Here is a 21,008-nt window from a genome sequence, read left to right as displayed (position 1 = left end):
ATTTTTTTCTCCTTATGCTAGTTTTTTAAGTGCTTCTTTGATAAGATCACTAGTATTTGTTCCAGTGCAATCACGTAAAATATTTAGAATTTTATCTTGTTTAAAACCTAAAGAAATTAAAGCCGCAAGTGCTTCATTTTTCTCGTTGCTAATATTTTCAAGATTCTTTTTATTATCGCTTAATTCGACTATAATCCTCTTTGCGGTTTTTGCTCCAATTCCTGGAACTTTTTTTAATAAAGTTTCATCACACATATTTAAAGCTTGGTAAAAAGAATTTACATCTAAACTTGAGCAAACTGCCATAGCGGTATTTGCTCCAACACCATTAACCTTTAAAAGCATTTCAAACATTTTTTGTTCATTTTTATCTAAAAAACCATAAAATTTATTAGAATCTTCCTTAATAATTTGTGTGATTAAAAGCTCACATTTTTCATTATTTTGGAGTTTAGTTGAACAAAAAAGAGATATAAAAATCCCATAACTAAGCCCGCTAGAGCATTTTAATACTACAAAAGTTGGTTCTTTTTTTGTTATGATTCCTTCGATGGCAACAACCATTCCGTATCCTTTTTATCGTAATCGAGTTTTTTATGAATTTCTATAAATTCTTGATTATTTTCTGTCTTTTTTTCTAAACCTATAAATTTAGCACTTTCGTTACTAAAAGAGGAATATAAGATATCTTTTTTAGGCTCTATCAATGAAAATTTTATTTCATTCATATCATTCCATTTTCCGCTTTTGTTTATAAATTTAGCTTCAAATAGACTTTGCTCAAGCACTGCTAATTCAGAATGCAGTTGTTTTTTAAGCTCTAAGAGATCCTTTTCTTCATTTATTATTTTATTTAATTCACGGTTTTGGAAAGAAAATTCTTTTAAAGCTTTTTCATATTGAGAAGGTATGTTTTGTCCTTGATTTTTAAGTTGCATTACTTTCTTTTCTATGCTTAAAATGCTATTTTTATTGGATGAAATAAATTGTTTTAATTTGCTAATTTTAAGATTAAGTGTAGATATTTTGTTTTTAATATCAAAAAGTTCTTTATCATAATCTTTATCAAGTGTTTTTACTTTAATATTAAATTTATTATTTTGGCCTTTCATATTTTCAACTACAGCACAATTATAAAAAATACAAGTATTATTATTTTCTAAGCTTTCTATATAAACTTTTTCTGCTTGTATTGTTCCACCTAAACTTTTTTTTATTCTCACCTCTTTAGCTTTAACTGTGCCACCTTCAAGTAAATCTATATTTAAAATTTCACCTTCTACAAATCCTCTATGAGTTTTAATATAACCTTCTTTTGCATTAATATAGGCTTTAGAATGAGTAATTCCTTCAATCTTCATTTTTGTAGCTTTTAAGTGGGTATTACTGCCTACACTTCCAGTTATATTTAGTTCTTCGCATTCTATTCCAACTCCAGAATTAACAGCATCTTGCATATCAGAGATAAATTTTATATTAATTTTTACATTTTTATCAAGTCCAGCACGTATAATACCTATATTTTTAAAATCAACTCCATTAAATTCTAATAAATTATTAATATCAAAACGATCAGATTCTTCACTTACAAAACCTTTTTTTAAAGCGATATAATCTGTAAAATCTTCATGCTCAACCGCTTTAAAGGCAGAAGAACAGGTGAATTTGATTTTATTTTCATTGGTACTTAAAACTTTTAATACTCTTAAGTTTAGATCTTTACCTTCTTTTCCTTGTTTAAATTTGGTGTGTTTTAATACCACTTCATTTTCATCTACAGCTATAATGCCCGATCTTTTTTCATCAACGGTATAATTCTTAGCTTTTTCTTTGTAAAGCAAAATCAATTTTTCATCCTGACTTTGAATAGGATCAATACCCCTAGCTATGTTAATTTGCACAATTTGATTTAAAGTATTTGATTTATGTTTATTACAAACACTAAGAAGTTCTTTTTTAAAATCAAAAATACGAATTCCTATTAAAAATTTAAGCTTAAGCATCTTTTTATAGATATTTTGCAAAAGCTCGAGGGCTAATTTTTCGTGAAATTTTAAAGAGCTAAAATCAATTTGGGCGACTATTTTTGTAAGATTTTTATTAGCAATAAGTTTTATCGCATGCGCTAATTTATCTTCATTTGTTCGATGAAAAATTTCTATTTTATATTCTTGTTTTATTTTTAAATCATTTTTTAAAAATATTTCATCTTTTTCAAAAAGATTTAAATCTTTTTCTGAAATTTTTTCCCATTGATTATCGTTAAAACAATATTGAGTTGAAAATGCCAAAAGATTAAAATCAAGTTCATTTAAATCAATATTTGTTCTAGATGATACTTCTAAAAGTTCTTGATTTGGATCTTCAGTATAAGAAATAATTTTTTCTTCTAATCCCAAAATTTTTCCTTGTAATTAAATCATTTTAAAGCGAAATTATAGTCAATTTTTAATCAATTTTAGTTAAAATAAAATCTTTATATTTTAAAAACAATGAAAAATTTTCAAAAAAACAATGAAAAATTTAGTATTTAAAAATTTTATTATCAATGCTTTGGGAATTTTGTGTTCCCGTATTTTAGGATTAGTTAGAGATATCTTAATCGCTCTTTTTTTAGGAGCTGGACTTTATAGCGATATTTTTTTTGTAGCCTTAAAAATGCCTGCTTTTTTTAGAAGAATTTTTGCAGAAGGGGCCTTTGGGCAAAGTTTTTTACCAAATTTTGTAAAAGCTCCAAAAAAAGGAGCATTTTGTGTTAGTATCATGATTCAATTTAGCTCCATTGTTTTTTTATGCTGTCTTTTGGTAAGTTTTTTTTCTTCCTTTTTTACTAAAATTTTTGCCTTTGGTTTTGATCAAAAAACTATTGATATTGCATCTCCTTTGGTAGCGATTAATTTTTGGTATTTATTTTTTATTTTTTTAGTTACTTTTTTCGGTGCAATTTTAAATTATAAGCAAAAATTTTTTATTACTTCATTTAGCGCAGCGTTATTTAATTTAAGCATAGTTATTGCCGCATTTTTTGTTGATAAAAATGAACCTTTAAAAACACTTTATTATTTTTCTTATGCAACGGTTTTAAGTGGTTTAGCGCAATTGATTTTACATTTAATCATTTTAAAAAATAATCCTGTTATTAAGGCAATGATATTAAGCATAAGACTAAAAAAAGCTAAAACAAAAATGAAATCATTTTATGGAAATTTTTTTCATGGAGTTTTAGGTTCTTCTGCAACTCAAATCAGTTCTCTTTTAGATACTACAATAGCGAGTTTTTTAATTAGCGGGAGTATTTCTTATTTGTATTATGCCAATCGAGTTTTTCAACTTCCTTTGGCGCTTTTTGCTATAGCTTTAACTCAAGTTTCTTTTCCTAAAATTTTAAAACATTTAAAAAGCGAACAAGAAAATCTAGCTTTAAAATTTATGCAAAGGGCAATGATATTTTTAAGTGTTTTGTTGCTTATTTCAAGTATTATAGGCTCTGTTTATTCTTTAGAGATTTGTCAACTTTTATTTCAAAGGGGTAATTTTACTCATTCAGATAGTATCACAACAGCTTATGTTTTAATAGCTTATCTTATAGGACTTCTTCCATTTGGCTTACAAAAGCTTCTTTCATTATGGCTCTATGCTAAATTTAAACAAAAAATTGCTGCTTTTATAGCTTTTAAAGCTTTATTTATAAGTCTTTTATGTTCAGTTGCTTTTATATTTTTTATTAAAGATGAAAATTTAAAAGTTATAGGGGTAGCTTTTTCAAGTTCTTTAAGTGCTTTTTATTTGCTTGGAGCTAATATTAAAGAATTTGGTTTTAAGAAATTTTTTGGTTTAATATCATTTAAAATTTGCTTTTTAATCATAATTGCTTTAGTAATTTTTACTACAATGCTTTATTTAACAAAGCCTTATATTTTAAATATATTTATTTGGATTTACAATAGGATTTAAGGGGATATTTGATGAAACTAATGGATAGCGTTAAAAAAGAAAAAATTCATTTAAATCAAAAAAAAATTAATATCTATTTGTGCGGTCCTACTGTATATGATAATGCACATTTAGGGCATGCTAGAAGTAGTGTTTGTTTTGATTTATTACGTAGGGTTTTGATTGCGCAGGGTTGTGAAGTAAATTTTGTTCGAAATTATACAGATATTGATGATAAGATTTTGAAAAAAATATCCGAAAATGGAAAAAGCATTGAAGAATTTACTGAATTTTATATACAAAGTTATGAAGATGATATGAGAAAATTAAATGTCTTGGATCCTAATTTAAAGCCTAGGGCAACTCATTTTATACAAGAAATGATAGATTTGATTTCGCAATTAGATAAAAAAGGTTTTGTTTATACTCTGGAGGATGGTTTATATTTTGATACAAGCAAGGATAAAGATTATTTAAGTCTTTCCAATCGAGGACTAGATGAAAATATTTCTCGTCTTAATAATGATATTAAGAAAAAGAATGAAAGTGATTTTGTGCTTTGGAAATTTGATGAAAATTTTTATGAGAGTAAATTTGGCAAAGGTCGTCCAGGTTGGCACACAGAATGCGTGGCTATGATTGATTCTATTTTTAAAGATACACTCGACATTCATGCAGGAGGGATTGATTTATTTTTTCCTCATCATGAAAATGAATCTGCACAGTGTCGCTGTGGTTGCGAAAGATCTTTAGCAAAAATATGGCTTCACAATGGTTTTGTGAAAATAAATGGTGAAAAAATGAGTAAAAGTCTTAATAATAGCTTTTTTATAAAAGATGCACTTAAAGATTTTATGGGAGAAGTATTGAGATTTTATCTCTTAAATTCACATTATAGAGCACATTTTAATTACTCTTTAGAAGATTTATATGCTGCTAAAAAACGCTTAGATAAATTTTATCGACTTAAAAAAAGATTAAATATTGATAGTATTTTAGATTTTAATACAACACAAAACATAGCGTTTAAAAGTGATATTGCGCAAAAAATTTTAGAAATCTTAAATGATGATTTAAATATTTCTAAAGCTTTGGCTTGTTTGGATGATTTTATTAATAATGCTAATTTAGAATTAGATAAAAAAAATAAAACTTTAAAACAAGATATTGAAAATTCTTTAAATGAATTAGCTAAAATTTTTGGTTTCGGTTTTATGGGTGTAAAAGAATATTTTCAATGGGGAGTAAGTGAAGATAAAAAAGCTTTTATTGAAAATGAAATTTTAAAAAGAAATGAAGCAAAAAAAGAAAAAGATTTTAAAAAAGCTGATGAAATAAGAGAAAATCTAGCCAAAGAAGGTATCTTACTACAAGATACACCAAGTGGAACGATTTGGGAGTATGAAAATGCATAAAGAAATGAATTTAAAAGAGGTTTTAATTCGCTTTAAGCCATTTTATAAAAGATATTGGAGACAATTTGTTATTGTTGGTATAGGTATGCTTTTAGCAAGTGGTGGTACTTCAGCAACTGCTTATATGATAAAACCTATTTTAGATCAAATTTTTATAGAAAAAAAGGAAACAATGCTTTATATTGTCCCTTTTTTATTTATTTTGGTTTATTTTCTTAAAAATGCTGGTTCTTATTTGCAAACTTATTATATCTCTTATATTGGTACAGATATGTTAAGAGTTTTGCGTTCTAAGGTATTAAAAAATATCTTACGTTTAGATATGGATTTTTTTAAACAGCATAGAAGCGGAGAATTGATAAGTCGTTGCACTAATGATATAGGTGCTTTACAAAGTATAGTTTCTAATATTATTCCAGATTTTTTAACTCAACTAATTACAGCTATAGGCCTTTTAAGCGTGGTTGTGATTCAAAGTCCAAGATTAGCTTTTTTTGCTTTGATTGTTTTACCAATTGCTATTATTCCTTTATTTTATCTTGTTAAAAAACTAAAACTTTATGCAAGAAATATTCAAGAAAAAAATTCCGATCTTTTATCTCGTTTGGGAGAAATCTTTTCAAATATAGAATTAGTTAAAGCCAATAATGCACAAGAAAAAGAAAGACAAAAATTTGATCAAGAAAATAAATTTTTTTGTAAAATTATTTTAAAAAGTACAAGAATAGGATCCTTAACGAGCCCTCTAATGGAGATTATAGGTTCTATCGGTGTTGCTGTTGTGATTATAGTCGGTGGACGTGAGGTGATTAAAGGAAATATGAGCGTTGGAAGTTTCTTTTCTTTTATTTCAGCACTTTTTTGGGCTTATACGCCTATAAAAAGACTTTCAAATTTATATGGAAGTATCCAAGGGGCTATAGCAGCGAGCGAAAGGACTTTTTATTTATTGGATTTAGAGCCTAAAATAAAAGGTGGAGATAAAGAATTAAAAAGTATAAAAAATATAAAATTTAAAGAAGTAGAATTTGCCTATGATGATTTTTCTAAAAAAGTTTTAAACGGAATTGATTTTGAATTTAGTAAAGGAGAAACACTCGCACTCGTAGGAATGAGTGGTGGTGGAAAATCTTCTATTATCAATCTTATAATGTATTTTTATGAAAAAAATAAAGGTGAAATTTTATTTAATGATTTAGATATTCATCATTTTAATATTAAAAGCTTAAGAGATAAAATTGGACTTGTTACTCAAAATATTTATCTTTTTAATGATAGTTTTGCTGAAAATGTAGCATATAGTGAAAATTTAGATGAAAAAAGAGTGATTGAAGCCTTAAAGCTTGCTAATGCCTATGAATTTGTAGAATCAATGGGTGGAATCTATGCCGAAATAAAAGAGCATGGCAAAAATTTAAGCGGAGGGCAAAAACAACGCATTGCCATTGCTAGAGCTTTGTATAAAAATCCTGATTTATTGATTTTTGATGAGGCAACTTCAGCTCTTGATAATGAAAGTGAAAAGGCTATAATGCAAACTATAGAAAGTTTAAAAAAAGAAAGATTGATTTTAATGATTGCGCATCGATTAAGTACGGTTGAAAATGCTGATAAAATTGTTATTATTGATAAAGGAAAAGTTCTAGCTATTGGAAAAGATGAAGAGCTTTTAAAAACTTGCGAACTTTATCGTAAATTTAAAAATAAAGAAAAAGAAATGAAAGCTTAACTTTATTTTAATTTTGTTAAAATTTTTATATTATTTTTTTTATTTCTAAGGAAAAACAATGTATGAACAAATAAAGCCTTTACTTTTTAAACTTCAACCAGAATCAGCTCATTATTTAGTAGAGCATTCTTTAAGGGGGCTTAATGCTATTTTTCCAGCTGCATTAGGTTTAATGGCTAAGAAATTTGTTGTAAATGATGCAAGCTTGAAACAAAATTTATTAGGACTTGATTTTCATTCCCCAGTGGGCATAGCAGGTGGTTTTGATAAAAATGGAACCATGATTAAGCCTTTAAGTGCTTTAGGTTTTGGTTTTTTAGAATATGGCACTTTCACTCCTAAACCTCAAGAAGGAAATGAAAAACCAAGAGTATTTCGTTTAGTAAAACAAGAGAGTATACAAAATGCTATGGGTTTTAATAATAAAGGATCATATGAAGTTCGTTCGCATGTATCAAAAGTTTATCCTTTTGCCTTGCCTTTAGGTGCAAATATAGGTAAAAATAAAGACAGTCAAAATGCCTTAGAGGATTATTTTATTTTATTAAAAGAATTTAAAGATTTATGTGATTATTTTGCTATTAATATTTCATCTCCAAATACTAAAAATTTAAGAGATTTGCAAAATGATCATTTCTTGAGTGATTTATTAATAGAAGCAAAAAAAATCACCTCAAAGCCTATTTTTATAAAAATAGCACCTGATTTAGATATTTCTATAGCTATAGCTCTTTGTCAAAAAGCCATAGAAAAAGGCGCAAATGGTTTTATCATTGCTAATACTAGTACAGATTATTCTTTAATTGATAATGGACGAACTTTTGGGGGCATTAGCGGAAAGCTTATTCAAAAGAAAAATGGTCTCTTTTTTAAAGAATTGGCTAAAGAACTTTTCTCGCATACTCTTTTAATTTCTTGTGGAGGTATTGACAGTGGAAAAGAAGCGTATGAACGTATAAAAAATGGAGCTAATTTGATTCAAATTTATACCGCTTTAATTTTTAAAGGTCCAAGTATAGTTAAAAATATTAATCAAGAATTAATTTCTTTATTAAGGCAAGATGATTTTATGCATATTAGTGAAGCTGTAGGAGCTAATCTTAAATGATTCATTTTGAAAAAATTCGTTTAAAAAATAAACTTGAAGTTTATACTTTTCCTGTTAATAAAAATAGTGATGTAATTAGTGTTGATATTTTTTATAAAGTTGGCTCAAGAAATGAGACAATGGGTAAAAGTGGAATTGCCCATATGCTTGAACATTTAAATTTCAAAAGTACAAAAAATCTCAAAGCTGGAGAATTTGATGAAATTGTTAAAAGTTTTGGAGGATTGGATAATGCAAGTACAGGATTTGATTATACGCATTATTACATAAAATGTGCTAAAAAAAATTTAAATAAAGCTTTAGAACTCTTTGCTGAGTTGATGGCCAATTTAAATTTAAAAGATGAAGAATTTCAGCCTGAAAGAAATGTTGTTTTAGAGGAACGTAGATGGAGAACAGATAATAATCCGCTTGGTTATCTGTATTTTAGACTTTTTAATCATGCCTTTATGTATCATTCTTATCACTGGACCCCAATAGGGTTTTATAAAGATATAGAAAATTGGACTATTGAGGATATTAGGGAATTTCATAGCACATATTATCAACCACAAAATGCTATTTTGGTTGTTAGTGGCGACATAGAGCATCAAGAAGTTTTCAATCTTTCTAGAAAATATTTTGAAAATATTAAAAATACAAAAACCATTCCACAACTTCATACACAAGAGCCTAAACAAGACGGTGCAAAGAGAATTATTATAAAAAAAGAAACTCAAACTCAAATTCTTGCCATAGGATTTAAAATTCCAAATTTTAAACATAAAGATATACCTACTTTAAATGCTCTATCAGAGCTTTTAGGAAGTGGAAAAAGTTCAATTATAAATGAAATTTTGATAGATAAACTTCATTTAATTAATGATTTTTATGCGTTTGCTAATGATTGCATTGATGAAAATTTATTTATTTTTATTTGCAACTGTAATATAGGAATTAAAGCTGAAGAGGTTGAAAAAGAACTTTGGAAAATATTAGAAAAAATTAAAAAAGGTGAATTCTTAGAAAAAGATTTGCAAAAAGTGAAAAATAATATTAAAAGTGATTTTATTTTTTCACTTGATACAGCGAGTGCAGTTTCTAATATTTATGGTTCTTATTTGGCAAGAGGTGATTTAAGACCATTATTAAATTATGAAGAAAAAATTGAAAAATTAACTCTGTTAGATTTGAAAAAATGTGCTAAAAAATATTTTAGTGAAGAAAATTCCACGACTTTAATTTTAAGGAAGGATTAAATGGATAAAAATATCATCATTGGAGCAATGACTGCACTCATTACTCCTTTTAAAAATAATAAAATTGATGAACAATGTTATGCAAAACTTATCCAAAGACAAATTGATAATGGAATTGATGCCATAGTACCTGTAGGTACAACTGGAGAAAGTGCCACTTTAACTCATAATGAACATAAAGCTTGTATTGAAATTGCAGTAGGGGTTTGTAAAAATACAAAAGTTAAGGTTTTGGCAGGAGCTGGAAGTAATGCAACGCATGAAGCGGTAGATTTAGCACAATTTGCAAGAGATTGTGGAGCCGATGGTATTTTAAGTGTGGCTCCATATTATAATAAGCCAATGCAAAAAGGACTTTATGAACATTATAAAGCGATTGCAACGAGTGTAGATATCCCTGTTCTTTTATATAATGTTCCAGGAAGAACAGGTTGTGATATTGCCACAGAAACTGCTATTAAACTTTTTAGAACTTGTGATAATATTTATGGAATTAAAGAGGCAAGTGGAAGCATTGATAAATGTGTAGATTTGCTTGCACATGAACCTAATATGGTTTTAATCAGCGGAGAAGATGCTATTAATTATCCTATACTTTCAAATGGCGGAAAAGGCGTGATTTCGGTAACTTCAAATTTATTACCAGATAGAATTAGTATGTTAACTCACAAAGCTTTGGAAGAAAACTATAAAGAAGCAAAACAAATCAATGATGAACTTTATAATATTAATAAAATTTTATTTTGCGAAAGTAATCCAATCCCTATAAAAACAGCAATGCATATAGCTGGTTTGATAGAAAATTTAGAATTTAGACTTCCTCTTTGTCCTCCTGGTAAAGAAAACTATGCTAAAATACAAGAAGTAATGAAGCAATATAATATTAAAGGATTTTAATGAATCAAGAATTTCAAGGAAAAACTTTAGTGATTAGCGGTGGAACGCGTGGAATTGGTAAGGCTATTGTGTATGAATTTGCAAAAGTAGGTGCAAATATAGCTTTTACATATAATTCTAATGCACAAATCGCAGAAGAAATGATAAAAGATTTAGAAACAACTTATAAAATTAAAGCAAAGGCTTACGAGTTTAATATTTTAGAACCTGAAACCTATAAAGAACTTTTTGAAAAGATTGATCAAGATTTTGATCGTATAGATTATTTTATTTCTAATGCAATTATTTCAGGTCGTGCAGTTGTTGGTGGATATACTAAATTTATGAAATTAAAACCTAAAGGGATTAATAATATCTTTACAGCGACAGTTAATGCTTTTGTCGTTGGCGCTCAAGAAGCAGCTAAAAGAATGGAGAAGGTCGGTGGAGGAAGTATTATTTCTATTTCCTCTACTGGAAATTTAGTTTACATAGAAAATTATGCAGGACATGGTACAGCAAAAGCAGCAGTTGAGGCTATGGCTAGGTATGCAGCAACTGAGCTTGGAGAAAAAAATATCCGTGTTAATGTAGTTAGTGGTGGTCCTATTGAAACTGATGCTTTAAGGGCTTTTACAAACTACGAAGAAGTTAAACAAGCTACAATTAATTTAAGTCCGCTTAATCGTATGGGGCAGCCTGAAGACTTAGCCGGTGCCTGTCTTTTTCTTTGTTCTTCAAAAGCAAGTTGGGTAACTGGACATACCTTCATTGTTGACGGCGGGACTACTTTTAAATAAATTTTTTCTATTTTTGCTATAAATGCTTGTCTTGCATTAGATCCTATAACAAAATCGCTTAAATTTGGTCTTATTGGGTTTTTATATATAGATGAGTTTTTGAATAAAACTTTAAAGTTACTAGAAAGTTCTTTTAGTTTTATAAAAATAGAAAAAATTTTTGAACCCTATATCAGCAGTAAGCATGCTAATATAGGAACAGATATAGGCTTATATATGAGTAAAGTGATTATTGAAAAAATTCAAAGGCAGTTTATCGGTGAGCAATGAAAATAATGAAACAAAATTTAGTATATATTTAGTCAATTTTTAATTTCCAACCTAAAAATGCCATTAAGAGGGAAAGGGCTAAAATAAGATCTAAAGCCCAATTTTGAAATCCTATAAACCCAATAGAAAGAACACTATAAAAAAGCCCACCTACAGCACAATAAATACAAATTGTGCTTAGCGAACCATTTTCTGCCATTTTTTTACAAGGACAAATTCTAGAAAATTTTTTTTCATTAAATTGATTTTTTTTACCTTTTCTAAAAAACAAGCCTAATAGAGCAAAAATATTTAAAAATATAAAAAGATAAACTAAAAATAGATCTAAATCGTCCAAAATTTATTCCTAAAAATATCTTAACCAAGAAGGAATGTGTATTTGCTCAGCTTTTAATGTTGTTTCTTTTCCATGTCCAGGTAAAAGTCTAAAATCATTTTCATATTTTAATACTTTTTGTAAACTTTCTTTCATAAGCTCTGGATTGGAAAAAGGAAAATCCCATCTTCCTATACTTCTATAAAATAAAAAATCTCCACTAAACATTAAATTTTGCCCTATAACTTCTATCATGGTGCATCCTGGTGTATGTCCAGGTAGAAAATGGAATTTAAATTCAGTTCCGTTAATATTAAGAATATTTTCATCTTCGACTAAAAAATCTGCTTTACTTGGTTCAAATCCTCTATCCATAGGATCATCTAGCATAAATTCATCATTTTTATGTATGTAAATAGGGATATTATATTCTCTTTTAACTTTTGCATTATCCCATACGTGATCACAATGCCCATGAGTATTTAAAATTGCCAAAGGATTTTTAACATGTTCTTTGATAAATTTTAAAGCCTCAAAACCTGGATCTATGATGATTTCACCTTTTTGCGTTGATAGAATATAACAATTGGTCATATAAGGGCCACAAGCTTGTTGAGTTATTTGCATTTTTTAGCCTTTTTTTTGAATTTTTATATATAATTATATTAGCGAATTATTGTAAAGGTAAGTTATGAATTGTAAACAAATTTTAGAAAATTTGTGTATTTTTATAAAAGAGGAACTTTTAAAAAGTGGTAAAAATAATGTTATTTTAGGACTTAGTGGAGGTGTTGATTCTGCTTTAGTAGCTACACTTTGTAAAAAAGCTTTAGATAAAAATGTTTTTGCACTTTTAATGCCTACGCAATATTCAAACAAAGAACATTTAAATGATGCTTTGATGCTTTGCCATGATTTAAATATAGATTATAAAATTATTTCTATTGAGACAATTCTTAATACCTTTATTGAACAAAGTCAAAATATAGATAAAATTCGTATAGGTAATTATGCAGCACGTATTAGAATGGCTTTGCTTTATGATTATTCTGTGCTTAAAAATGCTCTTGTGATTGGCACTTCAAATAAAAGCGAATTGCTTTTAGGTTATGGAACAATTTATGGGGACTTAGCTTGTGCTTTTAATCCTATAGGTGATCTTTATAAAACGCAAGTGTATGAAATGGCTAAATTTTTAAAGATGCATGAAAATTTTATTAAAAAAAGTCCGAGTGCAGATCTTTGGGAAAATCAAAGTGATGAAAAAGAATTAGGTTTTACTTATGAGCAAATAGACTTAGGTTTAAAAGCAATAGAAAATAATGATAAGCAAACTATGGATAAATTAGATGAAAATTTACTCAAAATGCTAAAAACTCGTATTAAAAACAATGCCTTTAAAAGATCTATGCCTAAAATCGCAAATTTAATGGATTTTAAGTGAGTGAAGATAAAAAATATCAACTTTGGTTAGATCACTATTTTTTTAAACCTAATTTTTTTCAAAAATGTTTAGCGTATTTATTGTTGCCTTTGAGTTTTATTTATGCTTTATTAGCGATTGTAAATACTTGGTTTTTTAAAAAAATAGACTTCAAAAGACCTGTAATCAGCGTTGGAAATTTAAGTTTTGGAGGTAATGGAAAAACACCTCTTTGCAAAGCAATAGCGAGAGAATTTGAAGATGTTTTTATCGTACTTAGAGGCTATAAAAGAAAGAGTAAAGGCTTGATTGTAATTAAATACAAGCATGAAATTTTAACAGATGTTTTGCAAAGTGGTGATGAAGCTATGGAATATGCTTTTGAGGATAAAATTTCAGGTGTGATTGTCAGTGAAAATAGGGTAGAGGGGATCAAAAAAGCTTTTGATTTAGGCGCAAAGATAGTTTTATTAGACGATGCTTTTTCAAAATTTTATATTCAAAAATTTAACATTTTATTAGAGAGTGAAGTAAGGCCTTATTTTAATTTTACTTTGCCTAGCGGGGCATATCGTTTGCCAAAATTTTACAATAAAAAAGCTGATTTTTTGGCACTTGAAAATAGAGATTTCATCCGCTATTCTTATACTAAAGAAAATCCTAAAGCTATATTAATAACAGCAATTGCAAAGCCTTTTAGACTTTATGAGCATTTTATAAAGGCTAGGGCTTGTTATTTTTTTAAAGATCATTACGAATTTAAAAAAGATGAACTTGAAAATTTACTTAAAAAACATAATTGCGATACCTTGATGCTTACTTTTAAAGATTATGTTAAAGTAAAAGATTTTGGTTTTAAGTGTCAAATTATAGAATTAAATATAGAATTAAAAGAAAATTTTAAAGAAAAATTACATCAATATGTAAGGAGTTTTGATTGATTTTAGTTGAAAGTAGAAATATAAACAATAAAACAGATTTTAAAGAAGCATTAATTAATCCAAGCGCACCAGAAGGTGGACTTTATTCACCTTTAAATTTACCTTATTTTGATGGAGAAAAATATAGCCAATTTTCTTATAATGAATTTGCTTTAAAGTTAATAGAAAGCTTTGAATTTGGTTATGAAGAATTATTTAAAAAAGCTCTTAAAAGCTATGAAAAATTTGATCATAGTTGCGCAATAAATTTAAAGAAAATTGAAGATAAAGTTTATATTAATGAGCTTTGGCATGGGCCTACAAGGGCTTTTAAAGATATGGCTTTACAACCTTTTGGAGTGCTTTTAAATGATTTTTCAAAAGATAAAAAAATTTTAATTATGTGTGCTACAAGTGGAGATACAGGTCCTGCGACGCTTAAAAGCTTCGAAAATTTGGAAAATATTAAAGTTATTTGTATGTATCCAAATGGTGGAACAAGTTCTTTGCAAGAACTTCAAATGAGAGCTTTAGATAAAGGTAATTTAAAAGTTTTAGCCGTTAAAGGAAATTTTGATGATACTCAACGTATTTTAAAAAATTTACTTGCAAAGAAAGAATTTAGAAAAAGTTTAAAAATACAAGATTATGAGCTTTGTGCTGCAAATTCCGTTAATTTTGGACGTATTTTATTTCAAATTATTTATCATTATTATGCAAGCTTAAAACTATGGGATGAATTTAAAGAAAAAGTTGAAATTATCATCCCTAGCGGAAATTTTGGAAATGCTTTAGGGGCTTATTATGCAAAAAAAATGGGTGCTAAAATTGCAAAAATAAAAATTGCATCTAATGCAAATAATATTTTAAGTGAATTTTTTAACAAAGGTATTTATGATTTGCGTGATAAAATTCTTAAAAAAACTATATCTCCGGCTATGGATATTCTTATTTCTTCTAATATAGAAAGACTACTTTTTGATAAATTTGGTGATTTAAGAACCAATGAATTGATGAATTTGCTTAAAAATCAAAATTATTTTATTCTTGAACAAAAAGAATTACAAAGTTTGCAAGAAGATTTTGAAGCTGATTTTTGTGAAGATAATGAGTGCATGAAATTTATAAAAGAGAGTAAAACTTTAATCGATCCACATACTGCTACTTGTTTTAAAATGCTAGATATTTCAAAACCGAGCATTATTACTTCAACGGCCGAATGGACAAAATTTACTCCAAGCATGATTAAGGCAATTTTTAATAGAGATTGCAAAGATGAAAAAGAAGATTTTAAACTTTTGGCTAAAAATTTTAATTTAGAGATCAAGGAAGAAATTTCTAAACTGTTTGATTTAAATTTAAAAAATAAAAAAGTTTATAAAAATGAAGAAATCGAAAATGAAATTTTAGAATGGATAAAAAAATGATTATAATACCTACAAGATTAAATTCAACACGTTTTCCTAAAAAAATTCTTTGTGATATAGGTGGTGTTCCTATGTTTATTGCGACTGCTAAGCAAGTACAAGATATTGATGAAGTTTGTATAGCAGTCGATGATGAAGAAATTTTAGAGCTTGCTAAAAAGTATCATTTTAAAGCTGTTTTAACCAGAAAAGATCATGAGAGTGGTACAGATAGAATCAATGAAGCTTGTCAAAAACTTGCTTTAAAAGAAGATGAAATTGTTATCAATGTGCAAGCAGATGAACCTTTTATAGAAAGCAAGAATTTATTTTTATTTAAAGAATTTGCACATTCTTGTCTGGGTGAAAAAGCTTTTATGGCGAGTTGTTATAAGATCATTGATCAAAAACAAGCTAATGATTCTAATTTGGTTAAAGTGGTTTGCGATAAAGACGATTTTGCTCTATATTTTTCAAGATCAAAAATTCCTTATGAAAGAGAGGATTATCAAGGCAATTTTAAAGGACATTTGGGAATTTATGCTTACAGCGTAAAAGCTTTAAAAGAGTTTTGTGCTTTAGAAAATTCAATGCTTGAAAAAGCCGAAAAATTAGAGCAATTAAGAGCAATTGAGAATGGAAAGAAAATCAAAATGCTTGAAATAAGTACTCAAAGCATAGGTATTGATACTCAAGAAGATTATGAAAAGGCTTTGAAATTTTATAAAAATTTGCAAAATTTTACTTAAATAAATAAGTAAAATTTTATGTATTTTGATTACATATTTTTAATTTTAACTTAAGGAGAATTAATGAAAAAAATTTTTTATTTTTTAACGATATTTTTTGCTTTGCATTTAATGGCAAAAGATTTAGTAGTGGGTATGGAGCTTGGTTATCCACCTTTTGAAATGAGTGATAAAAATGGAAAAGCAAGTGGAATCAGTGTAGATTTTTTAGAACAGTTTGCCAAAGAACACGGCTATAAACTTGTAGTTAAAAATATAGCTTGGGATGGTTTGATACCTGCTCTTAAAACTGGAAAAATAGATCTTATTATGTCTTCTATGACTATTACTGATGAACGCAAAAAAGTTGTGGATTTTACTATCCCTTATGCACAAGCTAATTTAGCTATTTTAACTCCTATTAATTCAAAAATTAAAAGTATAAATGATTTAAATAAGAAGGGAGAAATTTTAGCTTTAAAACGCGGATCCACTGGGCATTTATATGCAAATAAAAATCTCAAAAATGCAACAATACATCTTTTTGATAAAGAAAGTGCAGCTATTTTAGAAATTATACAGGGTAAAGCGGATGGATTTTTTTATGATCAACTTACAATTTATAGAACTTGGCAAAAACATCAAGATACCACAAGAGCCATTCTAGCACCTTTTCAAAAAAATCCAGAATTTTGGGGTATAGCTATAAGAAAAGGCGATGTAGAACTTAAAAAAGAATTGGATGATTTTATAAGCAAAAGTAAAAAAGATGGATTTTTTGATTCGCTTGGAGAAAAATATCTAAAAGATGTTAAAGATACTTTTAAAAAGAACCATTTGCAATTTTTCTTTTAAAATTTAAGAAGAGACTTTTTAGTCTTTTCTTAAAATCATGTAACAAAACTTTCTACCAATCTTTGGATTAATAAATTCCAACCATCAACAAGAACAAAGATTAAAAGTTTAAAAGGTAAGGAAATCATTACAGGTGGAAGCATCATCATACCCATAGCCATTAAAACAGAACTTACAACCATATCAATAACCAAAAAAGGCAAGTAAATTAAAAAGCCTATTTCAAATGCTGTTTTTAATTCTGAAATCATAAATGCAGGTACTAAAACAGTTAAAGAAACATCATCAATGGTTTTAGGATTAGGTAAGTGACGTATGCGGTAAAATAAAGCTAAATCTTTTTCGCGAGTATTTTTTAACATAAAATCTTTAAAAGGTTTAATACTCTTATTAAAGGCTTCTTTATAACCAATTTTTTCTGCCAAATAAGGCTTAATTCCTTGATTATAAGACTTTGTAGCTACAGGTTCCATAATAAAAAAAGTTAAAATTAAAGCAAGAGTTACCAATATAGTATTTGGCGGCATACTTTGAGTTCCCATAGCTTGACGCAAAAAAGAAAAAACAACAATCAAGCGTAAAAAAGAAGTCATAACAAAAACTATGCTTGGAGCAAGCACTAAAATTGTCAATACTATAACTATGTTTAAGGTTGTAACAAGTTGATTTGGGGTATTTGGAGCACTAAGGCTTAAATTGACTGTAGGTATAGTTGCTTCAGGTGCTGCAAAAAGAGTGCTAAAAAAGGCACTTGCTATTAATAAAAAAAATATTTTTTTCAAAATGCTAACCTTGGTTTTTGATTTAAAAAATAGGCTTTATTTTAACTTTTGATGACTAAAAAAGAGTTTAAAACTTTTATTTAAAATATCCAAAACTTAACTTTAAAATGTTAAAATAAAGTAAAAATTTTATCATGAAATAAAGGCTTTAAAGATTATGAAAAATTCAATTTTAATTTTAGCAGCAGGTCTTGGCACCCGAATGAAATCACAAAAACCAAAAGTCTTGCAAGAACTTTGTCAAAAAAGTATGATTTTACATATTTTAGAAAAAGCCTATGAATTAAGTGATGATGTAAGCGTAGTTTTATCGTATCAAAAAGAACTTGTTGAAAAAGAAATTCTTTCTTCTTTTCCAAAAACAAAAATTTTAGAACAGGATTTAAAAAATTACCCAGGGACCGCAGGTGCTTTAAAAAATTTTAAATCAGATAAAGAAAAAGTTTTAATTCTTTGTGGAGATATGCCTTTAGTTCAAAGTGAAAGTTTAAAGCAATTATTGCAAAATGATGCCGATTTAACTTTAGCTGTATTTCATACAAAAGATCCAAAAACTTATGGGCGTGTATTAATAGAAAATGATAGAGTTGAAAAGATTATCGAATTTAAAGATGCTAGTGAAAAAGAGAGAATGATTGATATTTGCAATGCTGGAGTTTATGCGATTAAAACTGATCTTTTATTTGAAATTTTACCTTTAATTAATAATAATAATGCAGCCAAAGAATACTATCTAACTGATATAATTGCCTTGGCTAAAAATAAAGGAAAGATTATTAAAGCTAATTATGTAAATGAAAATGAATTTATGGGCATTAATGATAAATTCGAATTAAGCATAGCTGAAAATTTAATACAAGAAAAAATCAAAAAATATTGGATGAAGCAAGGAGTAATTTTTCATTTACCTCATAGTACTTTTATAGGTTTGGATGTTGAATTTATAGGAGAATGTGAAGTTTATGAAAATGTAAGGATTGAGGGAAAAAGCAAGATTATTAATTCCATCATTAAAAGTTCTAGCGTGATAGAAAATTCTATTATTGAAAATAGCGATATAGGACCTTTAGCTCATTTGCGTCCAAATTGCGAAATAAAAAATACTCATATAGGAAATTTTGTAGAATGTAAAAATGCAAAATTAAATACCGTAAAAGCAGGGCATTTGAGTTATTTAGGCGATTGTGAAATTGATAGTGGTACAAACATAGGTTGTGGGACTATTACTTGTAATTATGATGGGATTAAAAAGCATAAAACTATTATTGGTAAAAATGTTTTTGTAGGTTCGGATACGCAATTTATTGCTCCTGTAAATATAGAAAATGATGTTATTATTGCGGCTGGAAGTTCCGTTGATTGCAATGTTTCTAGCGGTTCTTTATTTATTAATAGAGCTAATAGAAAAGTAGTTAAAGATTATTTTTATAAAAAATTTAAAAAATGAAAACCATACTTTTAGCAGTTAGTGGTAGTATAGCTTTTTATAAAGCTTATGAGCTTATTTCTTTATTTAAAAAAGAAAATATTAAAGTTAAAGTTTTGCTTAGTCAAGGAGTTTTGAAATTTGCAAACAAATTAAGTTTTGAAGCTTTAGCGGATGAAATTTTATCCGAAGAAAATGAAAGCTGGGAGAATAAAAAAAATCATATAGATTTTAGTAAAGATTGCGATCTTGTTCTTTTTGCTCCTGCAAGTATAAATTCGATTAATAAACTAGCCTTAGGCATAGCAGATAATCTTTTTATTCAAACTTTAATAGCTTCTAATAAACCTTTAATAATTGCTCCAGCGGCTAATACAAATATGTATAATCACTTTAGCACTCAAAATTCTTTAAAATTACTTCAAAAAAATAAAGCTTTAATTATTCCACCTATTTCTAAAGTTTTAGCTTGTAAAGATGAAGGAATCGGAGCTTTAGCAGAAGTTGAAGATATATTTAATATTACAAAAAGAGAGCTTTTTAAAAAGAATTTTTGGCTTAACAAAAGTGTAGTTGTTAGTGGTGGGGGCACAAAAGAAAAAATAGATGATGTGCGTTGTATAAGTAATTTTTCGAGTGGAAAAATGGCAAAATCAATCGCTGATGCTTTTTATTTTTTGGGCGCTAAAGTTATATTTTTAAGTTCTGTAGATTTTAAAACTTCTTATGAAATTTATAAATTTGAAAGTTCAAAAGATTTAAAAATATTATTAGAGCGATTTTGTAAAAGTGACTTTTTGATTATGGCAGCTGCAGTAAGTGATTTTATCCCAGAATTTCAAAAAGGAAAAATTAAAAAAAATCAATTTTCAAATGGCTTTGATCTTCATTTAAAACTTAACGAAGATTTGTTAAAAAATGTCAATTTTAAAGGCAAAAAAATAGGTTTTAAAATGGAATTTGATACTAAAAATGCAATAGAAAATGCTAAAAAATCTTTAGTAGAGAAAAACTTAAATTTGGTATGCTTAAATATTTTAAATAAAAAAAATACTTTTGGAAGTGATAAAAACGAAATTCATTTTATAAGTAAAGATGCTTGTATAAAAAGTGATTTTAAGGATAAAAAAGATTTGGCTTTTGATTTAATCAATTGGTGTGAAAAATTATGATTAATGCTACCTTGCCTATCCAAATGAAGGTTTTAGGAAAAACTGGATATGGTCATTATACTTTATTATTAAATCATAAAAGAATTCAAACTAAAAGCATGATTGATTTGGAAATAGGTGCAGAATATTTAGCTGAAATTTATAAAGAAAAAAGCGGGGCAATACAATTTAAACATTTATCAAAGAGACCAGTTTTTACACCTTTTGAGGAAGGTTTGCCTTTGATAGTAGCGATTTTAGAAAACAAGATTAATTATAAAGAATATATTATTTCAAATCTTATAGAATGCAAAAATAGGGAAAAGTATCAAATTTTAAAAGAAATGCTTTTTGCAAGTTTTGAAAATATTTATCATATTCCTTTTATTTTTGAAAACAAAGCTTGTTTGTTTCAGATGAAGAAAAAAACTAAATTTTTAGAAATTTATCTTTATTTCAGTGTTTTTGGTGCTTTAAAAATACTCATCGATAGCCATGGAGTTTCAATTTTTACTCCTTTTTTTAAAGTGCAAAAATTTTTAAATGAACACTTAAAATTTAATGTTATACAAGATAATAAAATTACGCCTTTATTTGTATTTAAGAAACTATTTGATTTTAAGGGGTGAAAA

General features: G+C 27.4%; 20 protein-coding genes and 1 pseudogene. 16 read left to right on the top strand and 5 right to left on the bottom strand.

Translation table 11 applies throughout. The features are described 5' to 3' along the window. Positions 1-12: 12 nt before the first annotated feature. Positions 13-564 (bottom strand): Holliday junction branch migration protein RuvA, encoded by a 552-nt coding sequence (gene ruvA, locus ACD570_RS05050; RefSeq protein ID WP_200279195.1) that lies wholly within the window; start codon positions 562-564, stop codon positions 13-15. Beyond that, positions 537-2,399: a flagellar assembly protein A gene (locus ACD570_RS05045; RefSeq protein ID WP_337205287.1), complete on the bottom strand. Its 1,863-nt coding sequence runs from the start codon at positions 2,397-2,399 to the stop codon at positions 537-539. Before ACD570_RS05045 ends, ruvA begins: the two co-directional genes overlap by 28 nt. Positions 2,400-2,514: 115 nt before the next feature. On the opposite strand from ACD570_RS05045, the pseudogene murJ reads away from it, so the two are divergent. The 8 genes and pseudogenes from murJ to ACD570_RS05005 all read left to right on the top strand — a co-directional run bounded on the left by murJ (position 2,515) and on the right by ACD570_RS05005 (position 11,369). Continuing rightward, positions 2,515-3,982, top strand: a pseudogene (gene murJ / locus ACD570_RS05040) (murein biosynthesis integral membrane protein MurJ). Next, positions 3,966-5,348 carry a cysteine--tRNA ligase gene (cysS, locus tag ACD570_RS05035; protein WP_337209035.1) on the top strand — a complete coding sequence of 461 codons (1,383 nt, stop codon included), beginning with the start codon at positions 3,966-3,968 and terminating at the stop codon, positions 5,346-5,348. The pseudogene murJ and the gene cysS overlap by 17 nt, the downstream one beginning before the upstream one ends. Then, positions 5,341-7,077: an ABC transporter ATP-binding protein gene (locus ACD570_RS05030; protein ID WP_337199651.1), complete on the top strand. Its 1,737-nt coding sequence runs from the start codon at positions 5,341-5,343 to the stop codon at positions 7,075-7,077. Before cysS ends, ACD570_RS05030 begins: the two co-directional genes overlap by 8 nt. A 58-nt stretch (positions 7,078-7,135) precedes the next feature. Then, on the top strand, positions 7,136-8,185 hold the full coding sequence (locus tag ACD570_RS05025) for a quinone-dependent dihydroorotate dehydrogenase (RefSeq protein ID WP_417904192.1): 1,050 nt from the start codon (positions 7,136-7,138) through the stop codon (positions 8,183-8,185). Beyond that, positions 8,182-9,423, top strand: a complete 1,242-nt coding sequence (locus tag ACD570_RS05020) for a pitrilysin family protein (protein ID WP_337196555.1) — start codon at positions 8,182-8,184, stop codon at positions 9,421-9,423. Before ACD570_RS05025 ends, ACD570_RS05020 begins: the two co-directional genes overlap by 4 nt. Next, on the top strand, positions 9,424-10,320 hold the full coding sequence (gene dapA, locus ACD570_RS05015) for a 4-hydroxy-tetrahydrodipicolinate synthase (RefSeq protein WP_239820646.1): 897 nt from the start codon (positions 9,424-9,426) through the stop codon (positions 10,318-10,320). Beyond that, positions 10,320-11,099 carry an enoyl-ACP reductase gene (locus ACD570_RS05010; protein WP_200279171.1) on the top strand — a complete coding sequence of 260 codons (780 nt, stop codon included), beginning with the start codon at positions 10,320-10,322 and terminating at the stop codon, positions 11,097-11,099. Before dapA ends, ACD570_RS05010 begins: the two co-directional genes overlap by 1 nt. A gap of 99 nt (positions 11,100-11,198) precedes the next feature. After that, a complete protein-coding gene (locus tag ACD570_RS05005) occupies positions 11,199-11,369 on the top strand; it encodes a hypothetical protein (RefSeq protein WP_417904191.1) in 171 nt (56 codons plus the stop codon). A 28-nt stretch (positions 11,370-11,397) separates the two neighbouring features. Here ACD570_RS05005 and ACD570_RS05000 read toward each other — a convergent pair whose 3' ends face one another. Continuing rightward, on the bottom strand, positions 11,398-11,706 hold the full coding sequence (locus ACD570_RS05000; protein ID WP_239820648.1) for a hypothetical protein: 309 nt from the start codon (positions 11,704-11,706) through the stop codon (positions 11,398-11,400). A 9-nt stretch (positions 11,707-11,715) separates the two neighbouring features. Then, positions 11,716-12,312 carry an MBL fold metallo-hydrolase gene (locus ACD570_RS04995; protein ID WP_417904190.1) on the bottom strand — a complete coding sequence of 199 codons (597 nt, stop codon included), beginning with the start codon at positions 12,310-12,312 and terminating at the stop codon, positions 11,716-11,718. A 64-nt stretch (positions 12,313-12,376) separates the two neighbouring features. On the opposite strand from ACD570_RS04995, the gene ACD570_RS04990 reads away from it, so the two are divergent. The 5 genes from ACD570_RS04990 (at position 12,377) to ACD570_RS04970 (ending at position 17,017) form a co-directional block, all read left to right on the top strand. Next, a complete protein-coding gene (locus ACD570_RS04990; protein ID WP_337210176.1) occupies positions 12,377-13,129 on the top strand; it encodes an NAD+ synthase in 753 nt (250 codons plus the stop codon). Continuing rightward, positions 13,126-14,049, top strand: coding sequence for a tetraacyldisaccharide 4'-kinase (locus tag ACD570_RS04985; RefSeq protein WP_200282137.1), 924 nt, complete (start codon positions 13,126-13,128; stop codon positions 14,047-14,049). Before ACD570_RS04990 ends, ACD570_RS04985 begins: the two co-directional genes overlap by 4 nt. After that, complete coding sequence (gene thrC, locus ACD570_RS04980; protein ID WP_417904189.1) at positions 14,046-15,455, top strand: threonine synthase; 1,410 nt, start codon at positions 14,046-14,048, stop codon at positions 15,453-15,455. The genes ACD570_RS04985 and thrC overlap by 4 nt, the downstream gene beginning before the upstream one ends. Continuing rightward, positions 15,452-16,183: a 3-deoxy-manno-octulosonate cytidylyltransferase gene (kdsB, locus tag ACD570_RS04975; protein WP_337206475.1), complete on the top strand. Its 732-nt coding sequence runs from the start codon at positions 15,452-15,454 to the stop codon at positions 16,181-16,183. Before thrC ends, kdsB begins: the two co-directional genes overlap by 4 nt. Before the next feature lie 63 nt (positions 16,184-16,246). After that, positions 16,247-17,017 carry a transporter substrate-binding domain-containing protein gene (locus ACD570_RS04970; protein WP_239820652.1) on the top strand — a complete coding sequence of 257 codons (771 nt, stop codon included), beginning with the start codon at positions 16,247-16,249 and terminating at the stop codon, positions 17,015-17,017. 35 nt (positions 17,018-17,052) lie between these two features. Here the strand turns inward: ACD570_RS04970 and fliP are convergent, their stop codons facing one another. Beyond that, on the bottom strand, positions 17,053-17,799 hold the full coding sequence (fliP, locus tag ACD570_RS04965; protein WP_417904188.1) for a flagellar type III secretion system pore protein FliP: 747 nt from the start codon (positions 17,797-17,799) through the stop codon (positions 17,053-17,055). A 157-nt stretch (positions 17,800-17,956) separates the two neighbouring features. Between fliP and glmU the strand changes: the two genes are divergently transcribed. Genes glmU through ACD570_RS04950 form a run of 3 tightly spaced genes read left to right on the top strand, consistent with a single transcriptional unit; the run spans position 17,957 to position 21,005 of the window. Then, positions 17,957-19,246: a bifunctional UDP-N-acetylglucosamine diphosphorylase/glucosamine-1-phosphate N-acetyltransferase GlmU gene (gene glmU, locus ACD570_RS04960; RefSeq protein ID WP_337206474.1), complete on the top strand. Its 1,290-nt coding sequence runs from the start codon at positions 17,957-17,959 to the stop codon at positions 19,244-19,246. Continuing rightward, complete coding sequence (gene coaBC / locus ACD570_RS04955; protein WP_337211143.1) at positions 19,243-20,397, top strand: bifunctional phosphopantothenoylcysteine decarboxylase/phosphopantothenate--cysteine ligase CoaBC; 1,155 nt, start codon at positions 19,243-19,245, stop codon at positions 20,395-20,397. Before glmU ends, coaBC begins: the two co-directional genes overlap by 4 nt. Continuing rightward, the gene (locus tag ACD570_RS04950; RefSeq protein WP_200282155.1) at positions 20,394-21,005 is read left to right on the top strand and encodes a hypothetical protein; all 612 of its coding nucleotides are present in this window, start codon (positions 20,394-20,396) and stop codon (positions 21,003-21,005) included. The genes coaBC and ACD570_RS04950 overlap by 4 nt, the downstream gene beginning before the upstream one ends. Positions 21,006-21,008: the final 3 nt, after the last annotated feature.

The organism is Campylobacter sp. LH-2024 (genome assembly GCF_048270605.1).
GTDB lineage: Bacteria > Campylobacterota > Campylobacteria > Campylobacterales > Campylobacteraceae > Campylobacter_D > Campylobacter_D molothri.
The sequence above is the reverse complement of the archived record's forward strand: the minus strand, read 5'-3'. Positions and strand labels throughout refer to the sequence as shown.

Bases quoted from the DNA above. Each gene is read 5' to 3' on its own strand.
- coaBC (WP_337211143.1), top strand. From the start codon at position 19,243: ATGAAAACCATACTTTTAGCAGTTAGTGGTAGTATAGCTTTTTATAAA.
- cysS (WP_337209035.1), top strand. From the start codon at position 3,966: ATGAAACTAATGGATAGCGTTAAAAAAGAAAAAATTCATTTAAATCAA.
- ACD570_RS05010 (WP_200279171.1), top strand. From the start codon at position 10,320: ATGAATCAAGAATTTCAAGGAAAAACTTTAGTGATTAGCGGTGGAACG.
- ACD570_RS04990 (WP_337210176.1), top strand. From the start codon at position 12,377: ATGAATTGTAAACAAATTTTAGAAAATTTGTGTATTTTTATAAAAGAG.
- ACD570_RS05020 (WP_337196555.1), top strand. From the start codon at position 8,182: ATGATTCATTTTGAAAAAATTCGTTTAAAAAATAAACTTGAAGTTTAT.
- glmU (WP_337206474.1), top strand. From the start codon at position 17,957: ATGAAAAATTCAATTTTAATTTTAGCAGCAGGTCTTGGCACCCGAATG.
- ACD570_RS05030 (WP_337199651.1), top strand. From the start codon at position 5,341: ATGCATAAAGAAATGAATTTAAAAGAGGTTTTAATTCGCTTTAAGCCA.
- ACD570_RS04970 (WP_239820652.1), top strand. From the start codon at position 16,247: ATGAAAAAAATTTTTTATTTTTTAACGATATTTTTTGCTTTGCATTTA.
- ACD570_RS04995 (WP_417904190.1), bottom strand. From the start codon at position 12,312: ATGCAAATAACTCAACAAGCTTGTGGCCCTTATATGACCAATTGTTAT.
- kdsB (WP_337206475.1), top strand. From the start codon at position 15,452: ATGATTATAATACCTACAAGATTAAATTCAACACGTTTTCCTAAAAAA.
- ACD570_RS04950 (WP_200282155.1), top strand. From the start codon at position 20,394: ATGATTAATGCTACCTTGCCTATCCAAATGAAGGTTTTAGGAAAAACT.
- ACD570_RS05025 (WP_417904192.1), top strand. From the start codon at position 7,136: ATGTATGAACAAATAAAGCCTTTACTTTTTAAACTTCAACCAGAATCA.
- ruvA (WP_200279195.1), bottom strand. From the start codon at position 564: ATGGTTGTTGCCATCGAAGGAATCATAACAAAAAAAGAACCAACTTTT.
- dapA (WP_239820646.1), top strand. From the start codon at position 9,424: ATGGATAAAAATATCATCATTGGAGCAATGACTGCACTCATTACTCCT.